Below are 15070 nucleotides of genomic sequence, written 5' to 3' on the forward strand. Positions count from 1 at the left end.
TTAAATTTCAAAAAAAAGATTACCTTTGAAGTTCAATCGAAAGGGGTGCTTCTTTACAAGAGGCTGAGATTATACCCAAAGAACCTGGGCAGGTAATGCTGCTAAGGGAACTGGTACTTCACCAAATTACATTCGCGCGTAAATTATAAAAGTGTAAGATGGCTCCTTTCATAATATTTTTTAAAATTAATTATGAAAAGGTCGATTTTTTTATTGTCATTATTTGGTGCATCTATTCTTTATGCACAAGAAAAAGATTCTATTCAAAAAGAAGAAATTCAATTAGGAGAAGTTTCAATTGTCGAAAAACTTCCCATAACTGTGGAAAAGGTAACAGACAAAATGTTACAAAAGAAGAATTTGGGACAAGATGTTCCTACTTTGTTAAATTCTGCTACGTCTGTTTCTATAACTTCTGATACAGGAACAGGAATTGGTTATTCATCGATTAAAATTCGTGGACTTAATGAACAATCAATCAACGTTACATTAAATGGAATTCCTCTTAATAATCCTGAATCTCAAGGTGTTTTCTGGGTGAATATGCCAGATTTGGCTTCATCTACAAGTTCTATGATAATTCAGAGAGGAGTTGGAACTTCATCAAACGGGATGGCTTCTTTTGGAGCAAGTGTTAATATCGAATCTCAAAATCCGTCTATCGTTCCTTTTGCAGAAGCAAATGTTTCTTTCGGAAATTATAAAACGCAAAAATATACAGTTCAGGCTGGTACGGGAAAAATACTAAATAATAAGTTGAGTATTGATGGACGTTTTTCTAAGATAAATTCAGATGGATATGTAGACAGATCTTGGTCAGATTTAATCTCTTATGATTTTACTGCCTTATATGAATTGAATGAAAAAACAAAGTTTAGATTTCAGAATATGTTTGGAAAAGAACAAACGTATCAAGCATGGAGTGGTGTAGATGCTGAAACTTTAAAAAAAGATAGAACATATAATTTTGAAGGAGAAATTTTAGACGAAAATGGAAAGGTTGAAAGTTTTTATAAAAATCACACCGATAATTACCGTCAAAATCATTATTTTCTTTCGTGGTTACAAGATTTTGGGAATAATTGGAAATCAAATTTAACACTTCATTACACAAAAGGTAAAGGTTATTACGAGAGCTATAAAAATAATCGCAGTTTGAAACGTTATAAATTGGATTATTTAACTTCAGAAAAAAGAAATTTAATTAATCGTGAATATCTTGATAATGATTTTTATGGTTTTAATCTTGAAGTTGAAAATCAACGTCTAAATGATTTTAAAGTATTTTTCGGATTATCTGCAAACGAGTATGATGGCGATCATTATGGAAATGTTTTATGGGTAAAAGGCACAGGTTTTAAGGATAAAGATTTCAAATATTACAACAATCGTTCTGTGAAAAAGCAATTGGCAGCTTATGCGAAAGTGTTGTATCAATTGAATAAGTTTGAATTATTTGGTGATTTGCAATATCGTTATGTTGATTATGATGCGAAATATTTACCAAATGGGAAAAATGATGATGAAAAGTTTAGACCATTTTCGGATACATTCAATTTTGTGAATCCGAAAGCTGGGATAAATTTTAAAATCAATTCTTCGAATGTATTGTATGCTTCTTATGGTATTTCACATCGTGAGCCTTTGAGAAATGATTATGTAGATTCTAAATCTAAACCAAAAGAAGAATTTCTACAAGATTATGAATTTGGTTATAGAAAAGTAGGACAACTTTCTTTGAGTGCAAATTTGTATTATATGGATTACCAGAATCAGTTGGTTGCAACAGGAGAGTTAAATGAAGTAGGTGCAAGAAAGCGTGTTAACTCTGGAAATAGCTATAGAAGAGGAATAGAGTTGGATGCGAATTATAAGGTTATTCCGAATCACTTGAATATTTTTGGAAATTTAACTTTAAGTCAAAATAGAAATATAAATTACGAAGAGGAGGTTTGGGATGAAAAAGGAATTTCTTCTATAAAAAATTATGGAAAAACAAAAATTTCGGTGTCACCTGATGTGATTTCTGCTTTTGGTTTTGAAGTTATTCCTTTCAAAAATGTGTTGATTAATTTGACGAATAAATATATTGGTGAACAATATTTATCAAATACAGAACCAGTAGATGGAAAATTAGATAGTTATTTGGTTTCGGATCTTTTGATTCGATATTCGCCAAAAGTAAAAGGAATTAAAAACCTTGAATTTTCGTTCTTGATTAATAACTTATTTGATGTAGAATATGAATCAAACGGTTATTATTATGGAGGAGGATATTATTTTCCACAAGCCGGAATTAATGTTTTGGGCGGAGTTGGAATTCGTTTATAAAAAGCTAAAAGCTCGAGAATTTCTCGAGCTTTTTTTATTCTTCAATATAATCAAGAGGAATATGCCAAATTTCGGTTTTATTTTTTTCTCGAAAGAAATCCAAATGTCCAATTTCATCCAACCCATATTCTTTTGGAACGATATTCAAACGTTTTTTCTTCGCATTTTTCAAAACTAATTTCCCAAATAAATCTACAGATTTTGGTGTTGCCATAAAATCATCATCCAAACTAATGATTAAAACAGGTTTTGTAATTTCATCATACAAATTTTGCGTTTCATCAGCGTAACCTAGAATTGAAGTTTCATTCAGAATTAGTTTTCGCCAATCTTTCGCAATTCCGATTGGAATTGGTTCACCCATTCCAACCTTTTGAGAAGGAAAAAATCCATAAAAAGCAGATAAAATAGGAATCGCAATACGAAAAAAGAAATTCACTTTTGGTTTATCCTTTTGATGAAAATTTTTGATATAGCCATATTGAGAACCAATCGTTACAATTTTATCATAAACTTTGTAAGCGCGTGTCAAACCAATCATAATTCCACCGATACTATGACCAATTAAAAATTTTTCGTGATTGGGATAAAATTCTTCGATATATTGTGTCAAACCTAAAAAATCTTTATCGGCCCAATCTGTAAAATGCGCTTTAAAATCTTTTAACTTTTTGGGTTTAGAATCGCCGATTCCGCGATAATCATACGTAAAAACCAAATATCCCTTATTAGCTAAATACGTTGCATATTTGGCATAAAAACTTTGTTTAACACCAATTGCAGACGAAATGACAATGATTTTTTTGGTTGCGTTGTTTTCGCCAAAAGAGGTTACGGCAATTGGATATTTGTCGGAAGTTTCTAGTATGAATTTTTTCATTCTTTTTATTTGATAAGGTAAAAAATATACCTTTACAAGGTAAATCAATCTTATGAAAAAAATTATTTTAATTCTATTAATCTTATTCTCTTCGAAAATGTTTTCTCAACAATTAAAACCTGATAATGTGATTGGTTTTTGGAAATTACAAGAATCGGGCTTTTATGAAAATGGCAAAAAAGTGTCTAAAGAATTTGATGATTGTCGATTAATGAGAAATTATACAATTTGGGATAATGGATATGCTATTTATAACTATGTAGAAGGAAGTAATGGCAATTGTTTTCCTAGTGAGCCTCGATTAACATTGTGGAGAATTGTTGATAATAGAATTCAATTTTACATTGATGATTATATTTTTGAGGATAGAATTGTGAAAATTAATCAAGATAAAACGATAACTTTTGAAACATATATTGATAAAAAAATTGTAGATTCTGATAAGAAATTCGAGAAAATAGCAAATACAATCAGTTATGATATTTTACGTAAGCAATAAATAAAGAAAATAAGTTTTCAGGTTTATTTTTTTAATTCACTTTACGTCATTCAAAATCTTTATTTTTACCACATAATTATTGAACCGAATGAAAAATATATTCAGCCTATTTTTAGCATCAATTTTATTGCTTTCAGTTTTTTCGTGCAAAGAAGACGATTCGTTGGCAATATCGCAAGATCAATTGTTGCGATCTGGAAAATGGCAATTGAAAGAAATTAGAAAAACGAAAGGGAATATAACGGAAACAGACAAGTTGTTGGCTTGTGAGCGACAGTCTACATTAGATTTTTCGGATGTTACGAATTATAATTCTAACATGTATAAAACCGAAAAAGGAAATTGTGTACAAGAACAAACGACAGGAACGTATGTGTATAATACGTCTAAAACAAAACGTTTGTTGACAATGGAAACAAAAGATACAACGTACAATTATTATGTGAAGCAGTTAGATCCAAAATATTTGGTTTTGCAAGATACGCTGAGTAAAGTAGATACGATAAAGCTTCGTTTGCAAGTTTTTGAAATTGTAAAATAATAAATAAAAATACCTTCCAAGATGGAAGGTGTTTTTTTATTCGAACATTTTTCGAGTAATAAAATCTTTGTCTAAACTCCAAGCGCGTGCAGGAGAGTATTCTCGTCCATAATAAATGATTTGAATATGTAATTTGTTCCACAATTCTTTTGGAAAGATTTTTTTAGCATCTTTTTCTGTTTCCTCAACATTTTTCCCTTTTGTCAATTTCCATAATTTCATCAAACGATGAATATGTGTGTCGACAGGAAAAGCTGGATGACCAAACCATTGAGACATCACAACCGAAGCAGTTTTATGCCCAACGCCAGGTAATTCTTCTAATTCTTCAAAACTTTCTGGAACTTCTCCATCGTATTTTTCGATTAAAATTTCGGATAATCGTTTGATGTTTTTGGCTTTTGTGTTTGATAAACCAATTTCGCGGATATAATATTTTATTTCATCTACTTCTAACAGCGACATTGCTTTTGCGTTGGCAGCTTTCGCAAATAATTCGGGTGTTACTTGATTCACTTTTTTATCTGTTGTTTGGGCAGATAATAAAACGGCGATCAATAATGTAAAAGCGTCTTGATGATCTAATGGAATAGGTGGAACTGGATATAATTTTTCCAATTCATCAATCACAAATTGGATACGTTCTTTCTTTAACATCATAAGTCTGGAACTTTTTGTGTAAAAATAGGGAAAGATCTTTAATTTCGCTTTATGTTTTACGAAATGCGAAGCTCGCTATTAGAAAATCGAAGTTCGAATATTTTTCGTAAGTTTTAAAATAACAGCTTTTCTTTTTTTACCTTCTCCTTTTAGTTTTTCAATTTTCATTCATTTAAAAATGAATGAAGTTATTAAGTGTTAGTATTTAGTAATTAGAAACTCACTAACCATCACTCAAAAACAAAAATTTTAAAAAGTAAAGCTTAAGCGACTTATTTTGGCGTTGTGTAGCATTACATTTGTAGTATAAATAAAAGATTAATTAGTTAAATCAGTTATGATTCAAGATTTAATCATTATTTTTACGAGAAGTTCTAAAGACAAATCAAGATGTTAAAAATAGGAGATAAAGTTCCAGATTTTAAAGGAATTGATCAAGATGGAAACGAAGTTTCGTACCAAGATTTTGCAGGAAAAAAATTAGTCGTTTTCTTTTATCCAAAAGCAAGTACGCCTGGTTGTACAGCCGAAGCATGTGATTTGCGTGATAACGAAAATGCGTTGAAAGCACAAGGTTATCATTTGGTTGGAGTAAGTGCAGATTCTGTGAAAAGACAAAAGAATTTTGCAGAGAAAAATAATTTACCTTTTCCTTTGCTTGCAGACGAAAATCACGAAATTTTGAATGCTTTTGGTGTTTGGGGACCAAAGAAATTTATGGGACGCGAATTTGATGGAATTCATCGTACAACTTTCATTATTGATGAAAAAGGAGTGATTACGGATGTAATCGAAAAAGTGAAAACAAAAGAACACGCAAAACAAATTTTAGAAAAATAAAAAATAATATAATGAGCGATTTAGACAATAAAAAGAAAGCGTTACAGCTGATCTTAGATAAGATGGACAAAGCTTACGGGAAAGGAACTGTAATGCGTATGGGAGATTCGGCTGTTGATGATAAAATAGAAGTAATTCCTTCTGGATCTTTGGGATTAGATTTAGCGTTAGGAGTAGGAGGTTATCCTCGCGGACGTGTTATCGAAATCTATGGACCAGAATCTTCAGGTAAAACAACATTAACGTTACACGCTATTGCAGAAGCGCAAAAAGCTGGTGGTATCGCTGCTTTTATTGATGCTGAGCATGCTTTTGACCGTTATTATGCTGCGAAATTAGGTGTTGATGTAGAAAACTTAATTATTTCTCAACCAGATAATGGGGAGCAAGCGTTAGAAATTGCAGATAACTTAATTCGTTCGGGAGCGATAGATATTATCGTAATTGACTCTGTTGCGGCTCTTACTCCAAAAGCGGAGATTGAAGGTGAAATGGGAGATTCTCGTATGGGATTACAAGCGCGTTTGATGTCTCAAGCTTTACGTAAATTGACAGGTACAATCAATAAAACGAAATGTACAGCGATTTTCATTAACCAATTACGTGAAAAGATTGGGGTAATGTTCGGTAATCCAGAAACAACAACTGGTGGTAATGCCTTAAAATTCTACGCATCTGTACGTTTGGATATCCGTCGTTCTACTCAAATCAAAAATGGAGATGAGGTAATCGGAAATCACTCGAAAGTAAAAGTGGTTAAAAATAAAGTTGCTCCACCATTCCGTCAAGCAGAATTTGATATTATGTACGGTGAAGGAATTTCTAAAGTTGGAGAAATTTTGGATATGGGTGTTGAGAAAGGAATTGTAAACAAATCTGGTTCTTGGTATTCATACAACGATAGCAAATTAGGGCAAGGTCGCGATGCTGTAAAAGAAGTATTGAAAGATAATCCTGAATTGGCAGAAGAAATTGAAGCTAAAATTGTTGCATTAATCAAAGGTGAGCCAGTAGATGGAAAACCTTCTGTTGATAATCCAGCTGACGAAGCAGAATTATTTGCTGAAGATTAATTCGAAAGAATTTTTATATAATGATAAAAACCTCTCAATTTTGAGAGGTTTTTTTGTTATTTTGTATAATTAATAAAAAAGGCGTCCTCATCTCCAAATGAAATTCTTAAACTATTTTTTGTTAATATTTCGATATTTTCTATTTCAGTATCATTAGTGTTATTTTCTGTTAAGGTAATTCGTTTGTTTTTTAAACTCCATTTTCCTTCAGACGGGCTATGATAACAAGGGTCATTTCCTCCTCCTTCATAAAAATCATTATAATAAGTAAAATTTTTATTAAAAGTTATACTTGTTTTAGAATCACATTCATTGTATTCTTCAATTATTTCTTTTCCATTCAAATAATATCCAGAGTTTTTAATCTGCCATTTACCAATTAATAATTCTTCATGCGATTCTACATTAGAATCATCATCGTTATTACAAGATGCGAAAAATGTAGTCGCTGAAAGTGTAGCAAATAATAATAGTTTTTTCATAAGTTATTTTTTTGATTGGCAATAATATGAAAAATGATATTAATTAAACGTTTTTAAGTATTTATAATAAAAAAAACACTTCTGTAGAAGTGGTTTGTCATGTTGAATTTATTTCAACATTGTATACTGTTTATGATGAGAATCTGAAACGAGTTCAGAATATTCATATTTATTAGTTAAATAGTAAAACTTTTAATAATAAAAAAAGACAATCAAATTGATTGTCTTTTTTGCTCCTCCTCTTGGGCTCGAACCAAGGACCCTCTGATTAACAGTCAGATGCTCTAACCAACTGAGCTAAGGAGGAAAATCCGATATTTTAAAATTTTATTTTTAAGTCTTTGTTTGACATTTCACTAAAAAAGCTCCTCCTCTTGGGCTCGAACCAAGGACCCTCTGATTAACAGTCAGATGCTCTAACCAACTGAGCTAAGGAGGAATGTTGCTTAATTGTGGGTGCAAATATAGAAGTATTTTTTACACCCACAAAAAATATTTTAAAATTTATTTAAAAATCATATTCACAATATCGTTCCCGAAGATGAATACCATTAATCCTAAGATAATTACAACTCCAACCATTTGTGCTTTTTCTAAAACTTTTTCACTTGGTTTTATACCTGTTACCATTTCATAAATAGCAAAAACAGCATGTCCACCGTCCAAACCTGGGATTGGTAATAAGTTAATGAATGCTAACCAAGCAGAAATCATTGCTGTGAATGACCAGAAAAATAACCAATTCCATTCTTTTGGCATTTGTTTTACCATTCCAATTGGTCCAGCAACTTGCTTACGACCGTCTTTTACTTGGAATAATGTTCCAATTCCACGAACTTGCGTTGCAATCGCTTCAAATGGCTCTACAATTCCTTTTGAAATTCCTTCACCAATTGTATAATCTTCTTGAGAAATTAAAGACTCTAAATAAGCTCTAGAATTACTAAAACCAATTGTTCCATCTTTTCCAACATTCACCATCAATTCTATAGGCTCGCCTTTTCTTTCAACACTCAAAGAAACAGTTTTTCCTTTGTATTCTTTTAATTTATTTTTTACATCCGAATACAATGGTGTTGTGAAACCATCAACAGCAATTACTTTATCATCTTTTAATAATCCTGCTTTTTGTGCTGCACTATTCTCAACAACAGAATCAACAACAGCTGGCATTTGAGGTACAAAGAAAGCACCTTTAGCGTTTAAAATTTCAGTTCTGAAATCTTCTGTAATTGGTAAAGAAACTTCTTTTCCTTGACGTTTTACATCCAATTTTTCTCCACCTAATAAAGCTTCTTTTCCTATTTCGTTTAACGCTTGATATTTTACACCATTTACACCAATTGGAATATCACCTTTTTGTAAGCCAAATTTAGTTTGAGCTGCATCAACTTCAATTCCGTATTGCATTTTGTTTACATCAACAAAGCTTTTTCCTTGAGAAATGAACAAAATAGTATAAATAATCATCGCTAAAATGATATTCACAATAATACCACCTAACATAATGATTAATCGTTGCCAAGCTGGTTTTACACGGAATTCCCACGGTTTTGGCTCTTGTTTCATTTGTTCCAAATCCATGCTTTCGTCAATCATTCCCGAAAGTTTTACGTATCCTCCAAGAGGCAACCAACCGATACCGTAAACAGTATCACCAATTTTCTTTTTCCAAATGGCAAATTTCACATCGAAAAAACAAAAGAAACGTTCGACACGAACGCCAAACCATCGCGCTGTTACATAATGTCCTAGTTCGTGCAACATTACTAAAAGCATCAAACTAAGCATTAAGGTAGCTATCTGTATTAACATATTGTTTTAAATTTATTTATGTTCTAATTTTATTAAACGATTACAAAATTAATCGAATTTATTTATCAAAGCTGTTTATTTTTTCCATTCTAAGGTTTCTAACAATTTTTTTACATCTTTTTTGATGTAATCAACTGCTGGAGCTAAAGAATCAGGTTTTGGTTGAGTTTTAAAATAAACCGAACCTGCCAAAAAATTCTTTACACTATCCGTCGCATGAAATTGAATATTAATCGCTGATTCTCCTCCTAATTCATACATAGTACCAAAAACCTTTTTTTCTGGAAAAGAAAATTCTTGTGGCGAGATAAAACTTGCTTTAACCGTCTGTTCTTGTACAAAACTTTCACTTTCTTTTATTTGAACGATTAAATCTTGTGGTGACTGAACCGGAAAATATGTCAGGTAAATTGTCGCTTTCATTCGTGGATAAACAATATTAAAAGAGTTTGGTTTTTTGCTCGCAATCACCTTTCCAAAGTTTGAATATTGGAAAGTATAAGGCACATTTTCTTTGAATGACAGATAAGTTTGTTGCGGATATTCGAGACGAACTTGCCCTAAAGGTTTGGCAACTTCCTCGTTTTTATTGCACGACACAAAAAAAATAGCACTACTACATAATGCTATTATAGTTTTAAAATTCATTGTATAACGTAAAACGTTAAGTTTTGTAAAATTCATTTAATTTTTTAATTTCTAAAAAGGCAAATCGTCTTCTCCTTCGTCTATAAAAGGAGGCTCGACAACTGTTGTGTTTTGTTGACTTTGCTGAACTTTGTTCTGATCATTTTGCATGGCTTGACGTTGTTCATTGTCAATTTTTGGTGTCAAAAACTCGATTGAATTTGCTACGATTTCCGTTGTATAACGAGTTTGTCCGTTATCGTCCCATTTGCGCGTTTTAATGCGTCCTTCGACAAAAACTTTATCTCCTTTTTTCAGATAACGATCACATAATTCTGCCAATTTATTGCGTGTCACAATATTGTGCCATTCTGTTTCTGTAATTCGCTCTCCCGTTCTCGATATATAAGATTCTGTCGTTGCAATAGGAAATCGTCCAATACAATTTTGTTCATCAAAATGATGCAATTTTACATCATCACCCAAATTTCCGATCAAAAGTACTTTATTCGTTGTTCCATTCATAGTTGTAATAGGTTTTTAGTGGCTTGTTATTTACAAAGTTAATCCAAATAATGTTTATTTATAAATTTTTCTATTGGTTTTGGAAGCGGATAATGTTCGAGATCGTTTAAAGCAATCATTTCAAAATCATTTTCGGCTTTCAAATTTGTTATATCTCTTAAAGATACATTTAATTTCCAATATTTTATAAATAAATTTTGATGCGACAAAATGTGTTTCTCTTCTTCGATAAAAGTTAGATTATTTTCAAGATTTTGATCTAAAATCCAACCTTTGTCTAATAAATCAGTTTCAGTTTCGATTTTTGGAAAAGTGAATAAATTTTTCCAAACATCATTTCCAATTCGTTTAGACAAGGCAATTTTATCTTCATTTTCGATGAGAATAAAATGTAAAAAACGATTCGAAATTTTTGTCTTTTTCAATTTTATTGGCAATTCGTTAACTTTATTTAATCGAAGCGCTTCACAAGATTCGTTAAGTGGACAAATTTCGCATTTTGGTTGTTTCGGTGTACAAATCGTTGCTCCCAAATCCATCACCGCCTGATTAAAATCACCCGGACGTTTTTTATCAATGATTTCTAAGCCCAAATCCCAGAAAACCTTCTTTGTTTTTGGCGAACTTATATCATCTGTAATATTAAAATATCGCGCAAAAACTCGAAACATATTTCCGTCTACAGCAGGCACAGATTCATCATATACAATAGATGCAATTGCAGCAGCAGTGTAATCTCCTACGCCTTTTAGCTTTTTTAAATCTTTGAAATTATTCGGAAATTGTCCAATTAATTCATCAGCAATCGTCTTTGCCGTGAAGTGCAAATTTCTGGCACGGGAATAATAACCCAGTCCTTGCCAGAGTTTTAGGACTTTTTGTTCGTCGGCATTTGCCAAATCGAAAATAGTCTCAAATTCTTGTATGAAATTATTGTAAAATTTCATACCTTGGTCAACCTTTGTTTGTTGGAGAATAATTTCCGACAACCAAATGTGAAATGGGTCTTTTGTATGACGCCAAGGTAAATCTCGTTTATTTTTGTCAAAATATGACAAAATCAGATAGTTGAAGTTCATAAAAACTGAAAAAATCTTTTTTTGTTGGGATACTATCGTTATATTTGCACCCGCTTTCAAATTTAAGAATAATAAGAGGAATTATGACAAAGGCAGAAATAGTAAATAACATTTCAGGTAAATTAGGACTTGAAAAGAGCGATACTCAAAGAGTGGTAGAATCGTTTATGGAGGAGGTGATTAAATCATTAGTAGAAGGAGAAAATGTATACTTAAGAGGATTTGGTTCTTTTACTATTAAAACTAGAGCTGAAAAAACAGGTAGAAACATTACAAAAGGTACTTCTATCATTATCCCAGCACACAACGTTCCTACATTTAAACCAGCTAAGACTTTCATCGAAGATGTAAAGACTAGCGAAGCAAACATAATCAAATAACAATAAAATAATTGTATCATGCCAAGCGGAAAAAAACGTAAAAGACATAAGGTAGCGACGCACAAACGCAAAAAACGTCGTCGTCTTAACAGACACAAAAAGAAAAAATAATTAGTAGCTAAGCTATTAATAATTTAGTCTTTTTACAAGATAGCACTTTTCAATGGAAATTTTGGAAAGTGCTTTTATCATTTTTAAAAACATAATTTTTTGATGAGTAAAGAATTAGTGATTTCAGCCTTAGCTGATCAAGTACGCATCGCAGTTTTAGATGAAGGTCGCTTGATGGAATTTCATCAAGATACTGCAAATGATGGCTTTGCAGTTGGCAACATTTACTTGGGTAAAATCAAAAAATTAGCTCCCAGTTTAAATGCAACCTTTGTTGACATAGGTTATTCGAAAGATGCATTTTTACATTATCATGACTTAGGTCCACAAATACGCTCGTCAAATGCATACAACAAAATTGTAGCAAATGGCACGTACAAAACCGAAAAATTGAAGAACTTCCGTATGGAAGAACCTATTGACAAAGATGGACAAATTACAGAAATCTTTGCCCCAGGTGATTCTGTTTTGGTTCAAATTACAAAAGAACCAATCCATACGAAAGGACCAAGAATTACTTCTGAAATTTCAATTGCTGGTCGATATTTAGTTTTAGTTCCATTTTCGGAACGTGTTTCGATTTCGCAAAAAATCAAACAAAAACCAGAACGCGATCGTTTAATTAAAATTTTAGAAGGTTTAACACCAGAAGGCTTCGGAGTTATTATCAGAACAGTTGCCGAAGAGAAGAACGCAGAAGAATTGCAAGCAGATTTAGCTTATTTGTTAAACAAATGGACTCAAATCTTCAAAAATCTTCAGAAAAAGAAAGCCCCAGCTAAGATTCTTAGTGAAATGGATAGAGCTTCTTCTATTTTGAGAGATAATTTTAATGATGATTTTATTAAAATTTCTGTTGATGATGACGAATTAGCTGACGAAATGCGCGAATATTTGGAAGTTATTGCACCAGATAAAATTAATTTGGTAAAAGAATACGACGATCCATTTGTTCCAATTTTTGAGAAGTTTAATGTCGAAAGACAAATTAAACAAGCTTTTGGTAAAACGGTAACTATTCCACAATCTAAAGGTGCATATCTTGTGATTGAACACACAGAAGCGTTACACGTAATTGATGTGAATTCGGGAAATATTTCTCGAAATTCTAAAAATCAAGAAGATTCAGCTTTTGCCGTAAACAAAATTGCTGCTTCGGAAATTGCACGTCAATTGCGATTACGTGATATGGGAGGAATTGTTGTGGTCGATTTTATTGATATGACGGACGTAGAACATAAAAAAGAATTGTTCGAGCATCTGAGAGCTGAAATGGCGAAAGATAAAGCAAAACATAAGATTTTGCCACCAAGTAAATTTGGATTGATTCAGATTACAAGACAGCGCGTTCGCCCAGAAGTGAATTTCGTTACAACTGAAGAAAATCCTAACCAAGAATCGAATGAAGTTGAAGCACCTATCGTTACAATTGATAAAATTGAACAAGTGCTCTTGAATATCCTTGATAGAAAAGATAAGGATTTACGAAAAATGTCGTTGCACGTGCATCCTTTCGTAGCTGCTTATTTACAACATGGATTGCCAAGCATTCAGATGAAATGGTTTTTTAAGCATAAAAAGTGGATTAAGATTGTACCAAGAGATGCGTACAAATACTTACAATTTAATTTCTTGGACAAAGATCATAATACACTTTACAACGAATCAAATTAAGAAAAACCTCGCAATTTCGAGGTTTTTTGTTTTATATTCGTTACACAACAAAATACTATGAAAAAAATATTCCGAATTCTTCTCAAAACTTTAGAAGCTTTAGTTTTACTAATTGTGGTGTATTTACTTGCAGTAGTTTTGCTGCCATTAATTCCAGCAAACAAACAAAAAGAGAAGTCTAATGATCAAATCACAGCGTATATTTTGACAAATGGCGTACATACGGATATTGTGGTTCCAGTAAAATCTGAAACGATTGATTGGTCTACTTTTGTGCCTTTTTCGCATACAAAATCGAAAAAAGAATACAAATATATTGCCTTTGGTTGGGGAGATAAAGGCTTTTATTTGGATACACCAGAATGGAAAGATCTTAAATTTTCTACAGCTTTCAACGCTGCATTTTGGTTAGGAGATTCGGCGATGCATACTACTTTTTATGATAATATGACGATAGATGACGATTGTAAAAGAGTTGATTTGAGTGTAGAAGAGTATCAAAAATTAATTGTTTACATCAAGCAATCATTTGATTTGGATCAAAATAACAAAGTCGAATTAATAAAAACAGATGCTGTTTATGGAGATAGTGATTCGTTTTACGAAGCAAAAAGAAGTTATAGCTTATTTTTTACGTGTAATACGTGGGCTGCAAGCGCGTTAAAAGCAGCAAATAAAGAAGGATCATTGTGGACGGCAACACAACAAGGAATTTTTCGTCATTATGAATAAATTTTTTTAAATTATTTCTAATTCATTTTCAAAGAGTTGCCTATTAATGCGACTTGTAGAACGAAAAAAAATACTTTTAAGATTTGGAAGTAATAAAATTTGCTCTATATTTGCAACACAATATCGATAACGATACTCCTCCTTAGCTCAGTTGGTTAGAGCATCTGACTGTTAATCAGAGGGTCCTTGGTTCGAGCCCAAGAGGAGGAGCAAAAAAGACAATCAATTTGATTGTCTTTTTTTATTTCACAAATATTTAACATTTCCTCACACAACCATTCACCTAACTTTTGCATCTTACTAATAGAAAAACAAATAAAATCAGATTAGTATGAAATTTAGAAAAGTATTTAGCGTTTTAGCATTATTAATGGTTATGGTAACATTCGCACAAAAAAATATGAAAATAGATTATTCAATGTATCCAAAAGCAAAAGATGGATATGAACAGAAAATTATCACTTTAAAACCACAAGCCAATGAAGAAAACTATTTAGTTGAAATATTTGCTGGGAAAAAAACAAAGGTTGATTCTTGTAATCAATTTTTCTTAAGTGGAAATTTTGATCAAAAAACTGTTGATGGTTGGGGTTATGATTATTTTAATTTCGAAACTGATGGAAATATAGCAGGAACTTTAATGGGATGTTTTGACAATAAATCTGTCGAAAAAATTGTACATGCTCAATCTTTGCAGACGCGTTACAATAGCAAATTACCAATCGTAGTTTACGTACCAAAAAGTTATACATTAGAAAATAGAATTTGGAAAGCAGATGAAAAACTTAATTTAGTTAAGTAAGACACTGTACCAAAAACTG

The 15070-nt window shown here is 31.8% G+C and carries 16 protein-coding genes and 3 tRNA genes; 10 read left to right on the forward strand and 9 right to left on the reverse strand.

What is annotated here, in order from left to right; genetic code table 11:
* Positions 1-192: 192 nt before the first annotated feature.
* A complete protein-coding gene (locus B4J88_RS03180; RefSeq protein ID WP_291066352.1) occupies positions 193-2331 on the forward strand; it encodes a TonB-dependent receptor in 2139 nt (712 codons plus the stop codon).
* A gap of 34 nt (positions 2332-2365) precedes the next feature.
* Here the strand turns inward: B4J88_RS03180 and B4J88_RS03185 are convergent, their stop codons facing one another.
* Complete coding sequence (locus B4J88_RS03185; protein WP_291060410.1) at positions 2366-3211, reverse strand: alpha/beta fold hydrolase; 846 nt, start codon at positions 3209-3211, stop codon at positions 2366-2368.
* A gap of 52 nt (positions 3212-3263) precedes the next feature.
* On the opposite strand from B4J88_RS03185, the gene B4J88_RS03190 reads away from it, so the two are divergent.
* The gene (locus tag B4J88_RS03190; RefSeq protein ID WP_221855703.1) at positions 3264-3710 is read left to right on the forward strand and encodes a lipocalin family protein; all 447 of its coding nucleotides are present in this window, start codon (positions 3264-3266) and stop codon (positions 3708-3710) included.
* An 88-nt stretch (positions 3711-3798) separates the two neighbouring features.
* Positions 3799-4251 carry a lipocalin family protein gene (locus tag B4J88_RS03195; RefSeq protein WP_221855701.1) on the forward strand — a complete coding sequence of 151 codons (453 nt, stop codon included), beginning with the start codon at positions 3799-3801 and terminating at the stop codon, positions 4249-4251.
* A gap of 36 nt (positions 4252-4287) precedes the next feature.
* Here B4J88_RS03195 and nth read toward each other — a convergent pair whose 3' ends face one another.
* Positions 4288-4908 carry an endonuclease III gene (gene nth / locus B4J88_RS03200; RefSeq protein WP_115002188.1) on the reverse strand — a complete coding sequence of 207 codons (621 nt, stop codon included), beginning with the start codon at positions 4906-4908 and terminating at the stop codon, positions 4288-4290.
* Between the two features lie 387 nt (positions 4909-5295).
* Here nth and bcp point away from each other — a divergent pair, with 387 nt between their 5' ends.
* Both bcp and recA read left to right on the forward strand, forming a co-directional pair.
* Positions 5296-5751, forward strand: coding sequence for a thioredoxin-dependent thiol peroxidase (gene bcp / locus B4J88_RS03205; protein ID WP_115002189.1), 456 nt, complete (start codon positions 5296-5298; stop codon positions 5749-5751).
* 11 nt (positions 5752-5762) lie between these two features.
* Entirely contained in the window at positions 5763-6824 is a 1062-nt protein-coding gene (recA, locus tag B4J88_RS03210; RefSeq protein WP_038333157.1) for a recombinase RecA, read from the forward strand.
* 56 nt (positions 6825-6880) lie between these two features.
* Here the strand turns inward: recA and B4J88_RS03215 are convergent, their stop codons facing one another.
* From B4J88_RS03215 to mutY, 7 genes are all read right to left on the reverse strand, one after another.
* Positions 6881-7306 (reverse strand): lipocalin family protein, encoded by a 426-nt coding sequence (locus B4J88_RS03215; RefSeq protein WP_286496160.1) that lies wholly within the window; start codon positions 7304-7306, stop codon positions 6881-6883.
* A gap of 233 nt (positions 7307-7539) precedes the next feature.
* Positions 7540-7613 (reverse strand) — tRNA-Asn (locus tag B4J88_RS03220).
* A gap of 58 nt (positions 7614-7671) precedes the next feature.
* Positions 7672-7745, reverse strand: a tRNA-Asn gene (locus tag B4J88_RS03225).
* 65 nt (positions 7746-7810) lie between these two features.
* Positions 7811-9121 carry an RIP metalloprotease RseP gene (gene rseP / locus B4J88_RS03230; RefSeq protein ID WP_291066354.1) on the reverse strand — a complete coding sequence of 437 codons (1311 nt, stop codon included), beginning with the start codon at positions 9119-9121 and terminating at the stop codon, positions 7811-7813.
* A gap of 75 nt (positions 9122-9196) precedes the next feature.
* The gene (locus B4J88_RS03235; RefSeq protein ID WP_291066356.1) at positions 9197-9805 is read right to left on the reverse strand and encodes a gliding motility lipoprotein GldD; all 609 of its coding nucleotides are present in this window, start codon (positions 9803-9805) and stop codon (positions 9197-9199) included.
* 15 nt (positions 9806-9820) lie between these two features.
* Positions 9821-10273, reverse strand: a complete 453-nt coding sequence (locus B4J88_RS03240) for a single-stranded DNA-binding protein (RefSeq protein ID WP_038334855.1) — start codon at positions 10271-10273, stop codon at positions 9821-9823.
* A 38-nt stretch (positions 10274-10311) separates the two neighbouring features.
* Entirely contained in the window at positions 10312-11331 is a 1020-nt protein-coding gene (mutY, locus tag B4J88_RS03245; protein ID WP_291066358.1) for an A/G-specific adenine glycosylase, read from the reverse strand.
* Positions 11332-11435: 104 nt separating this feature from the next.
* On the opposite strand from mutY, the gene B4J88_RS03250 reads away from it, so the two are divergent.
* The 5 genes from B4J88_RS03250 to B4J88_RS03270 all read left to right on the forward strand — a co-directional run bounded on the left by B4J88_RS03250 (position 11436) and on the right by B4J88_RS03270 (position 15051).
* Positions 11436-11732 carry an HU family DNA-binding protein gene (locus B4J88_RS03250; protein ID WP_291066360.1) on the forward strand — a complete coding sequence of 99 codons (297 nt, stop codon included), beginning with the start codon at positions 11436-11438 and terminating at the stop codon, positions 11730-11732.
* A 213-nt stretch (positions 11733-11945) separates the two neighbouring features.
* The gene (locus B4J88_RS03255) at positions 11946-13517 is read left to right on the forward strand and encodes an Rne/Rng family ribonuclease (protein ID WP_291062358.1); all 1572 of its coding nucleotides are present in this window, start codon (positions 11946-11948) and stop codon (positions 13515-13517) included.
* A gap of 57 nt (positions 13518-13574) precedes the next feature.
* Positions 13575-14249 (forward strand): TIGR02117 family protein, encoded by a 675-nt coding sequence (locus B4J88_RS03260; RefSeq protein ID WP_291066362.1) that lies wholly within the window; start codon positions 13575-13577, stop codon positions 14247-14249.
* A 136-nt stretch (positions 14250-14385) separates the two neighbouring features.
* Positions 14386-14459 (forward strand) — tRNA-Asn (locus tag B4J88_RS03265).
* Between the two features lie 121 nt (positions 14460-14580).
* The gene (locus B4J88_RS03270; protein WP_219034251.1) at positions 14581-15051 is read left to right on the forward strand and encodes an ecotin family protein; all 471 of its coding nucleotides are present in this window, start codon (positions 14581-14583) and stop codon (positions 15049-15051) included.
* Positions 15052-15070 lie beyond the last annotated feature (19 nt).

The sequence above is a fragment of the Empedobacter sp. UBA5036 genome (assembly GCF_002415215.1).
Lineage (GTDB): Bacteria > Bacteroidota > Bacteroidia > Flavobacteriales > Weeksellaceae > Empedobacter > Empedobacter falsenii_B.

Bases quoted from the DNA above. Each gene is read 5' to 3' on its own strand.
- B4J88_RS03180 (WP_291066352.1), top strand. From the start codon at position 193: ATGAAAAGGTCGATTTTTTTATTGTCATTATTTGGTGCATCTATTCTT.
- B4J88_RS03185 (WP_291060410.1), bottom strand. From the start codon at position 3,211: ATGAAAAAATTCATACTAGAAACTTCCGACAAATATCCAATTGCCGTA.
- B4J88_RS03190 (WP_221855703.1), top strand. From the start codon at position 3,264: ATGAAAAAAATTATTTTAATTCTATTAATCTTATTCTCTTCGAAAATG.
- B4J88_RS03195 (WP_221855701.1), top strand. From the start codon at position 3,799: ATGAAAAATATATTCAGCCTATTTTTAGCATCAATTTTATTGCTTTCA.
- nth (WP_115002188.1), bottom strand. From the start codon at position 4,908: ATGTTAAAGAAAGAACGTATCCAATTTGTGATTGATGAATTGGAAAAA.
- recA (WP_038333157.1), top strand. From the start codon at position 5,763: ATGAGCGATTTAGACAATAAAAAGAAAGCGTTACAGCTGATCTTAGAT.
- B4J88_RS03215 (WP_286496160.1), bottom strand. From the start codon at position 7,306: ATGAAAAAACTATTATTATTTGCTACACTTTCAGCGACTACATTTTTC.
- rseP (WP_291066354.1), bottom strand. From the start codon at position 9,121: ATGTTAATACAGATAGCTACCTTAATGCTTAGTTTGATGCTTTTAGTA.
- B4J88_RS03235 (WP_291066356.1), bottom strand. From the start codon at position 9,805: ATGAATTTTACAAAACTTAACGTTTTACGTTATACAATGAATTTTAAA.
- B4J88_RS03240 (WP_038334855.1), bottom strand. From the start codon at position 10,273: ATGAATGGAACAACGAATAAAGTACTTTTGATCGGAAATTTGGGTGAT.
- B4J88_RS03250 (WP_291066360.1), top strand. From the start codon at position 11,436: ATGACAAAGGCAGAAATAGTAAATAACATTTCAGGTAAATTAGGACTT.
- B4J88_RS03255 (WP_291062358.1), top strand. From the start codon at position 11,946: ATGAGTAAAGAATTAGTGATTTCAGCCTTAGCTGATCAAGTACGCATC.
- B4J88_RS03260 (WP_291066362.1), top strand. From the start codon at position 13,575: ATGAAAAAAATATTCCGAATTCTTCTCAAAACTTTAGAAGCTTTAGTT.
- B4J88_RS03270 (WP_219034251.1), top strand. From the start codon at position 14,581: ATGAAATTTAGAAAAGTATTTAGCGTTTTAGCATTATTAATGGTTATG.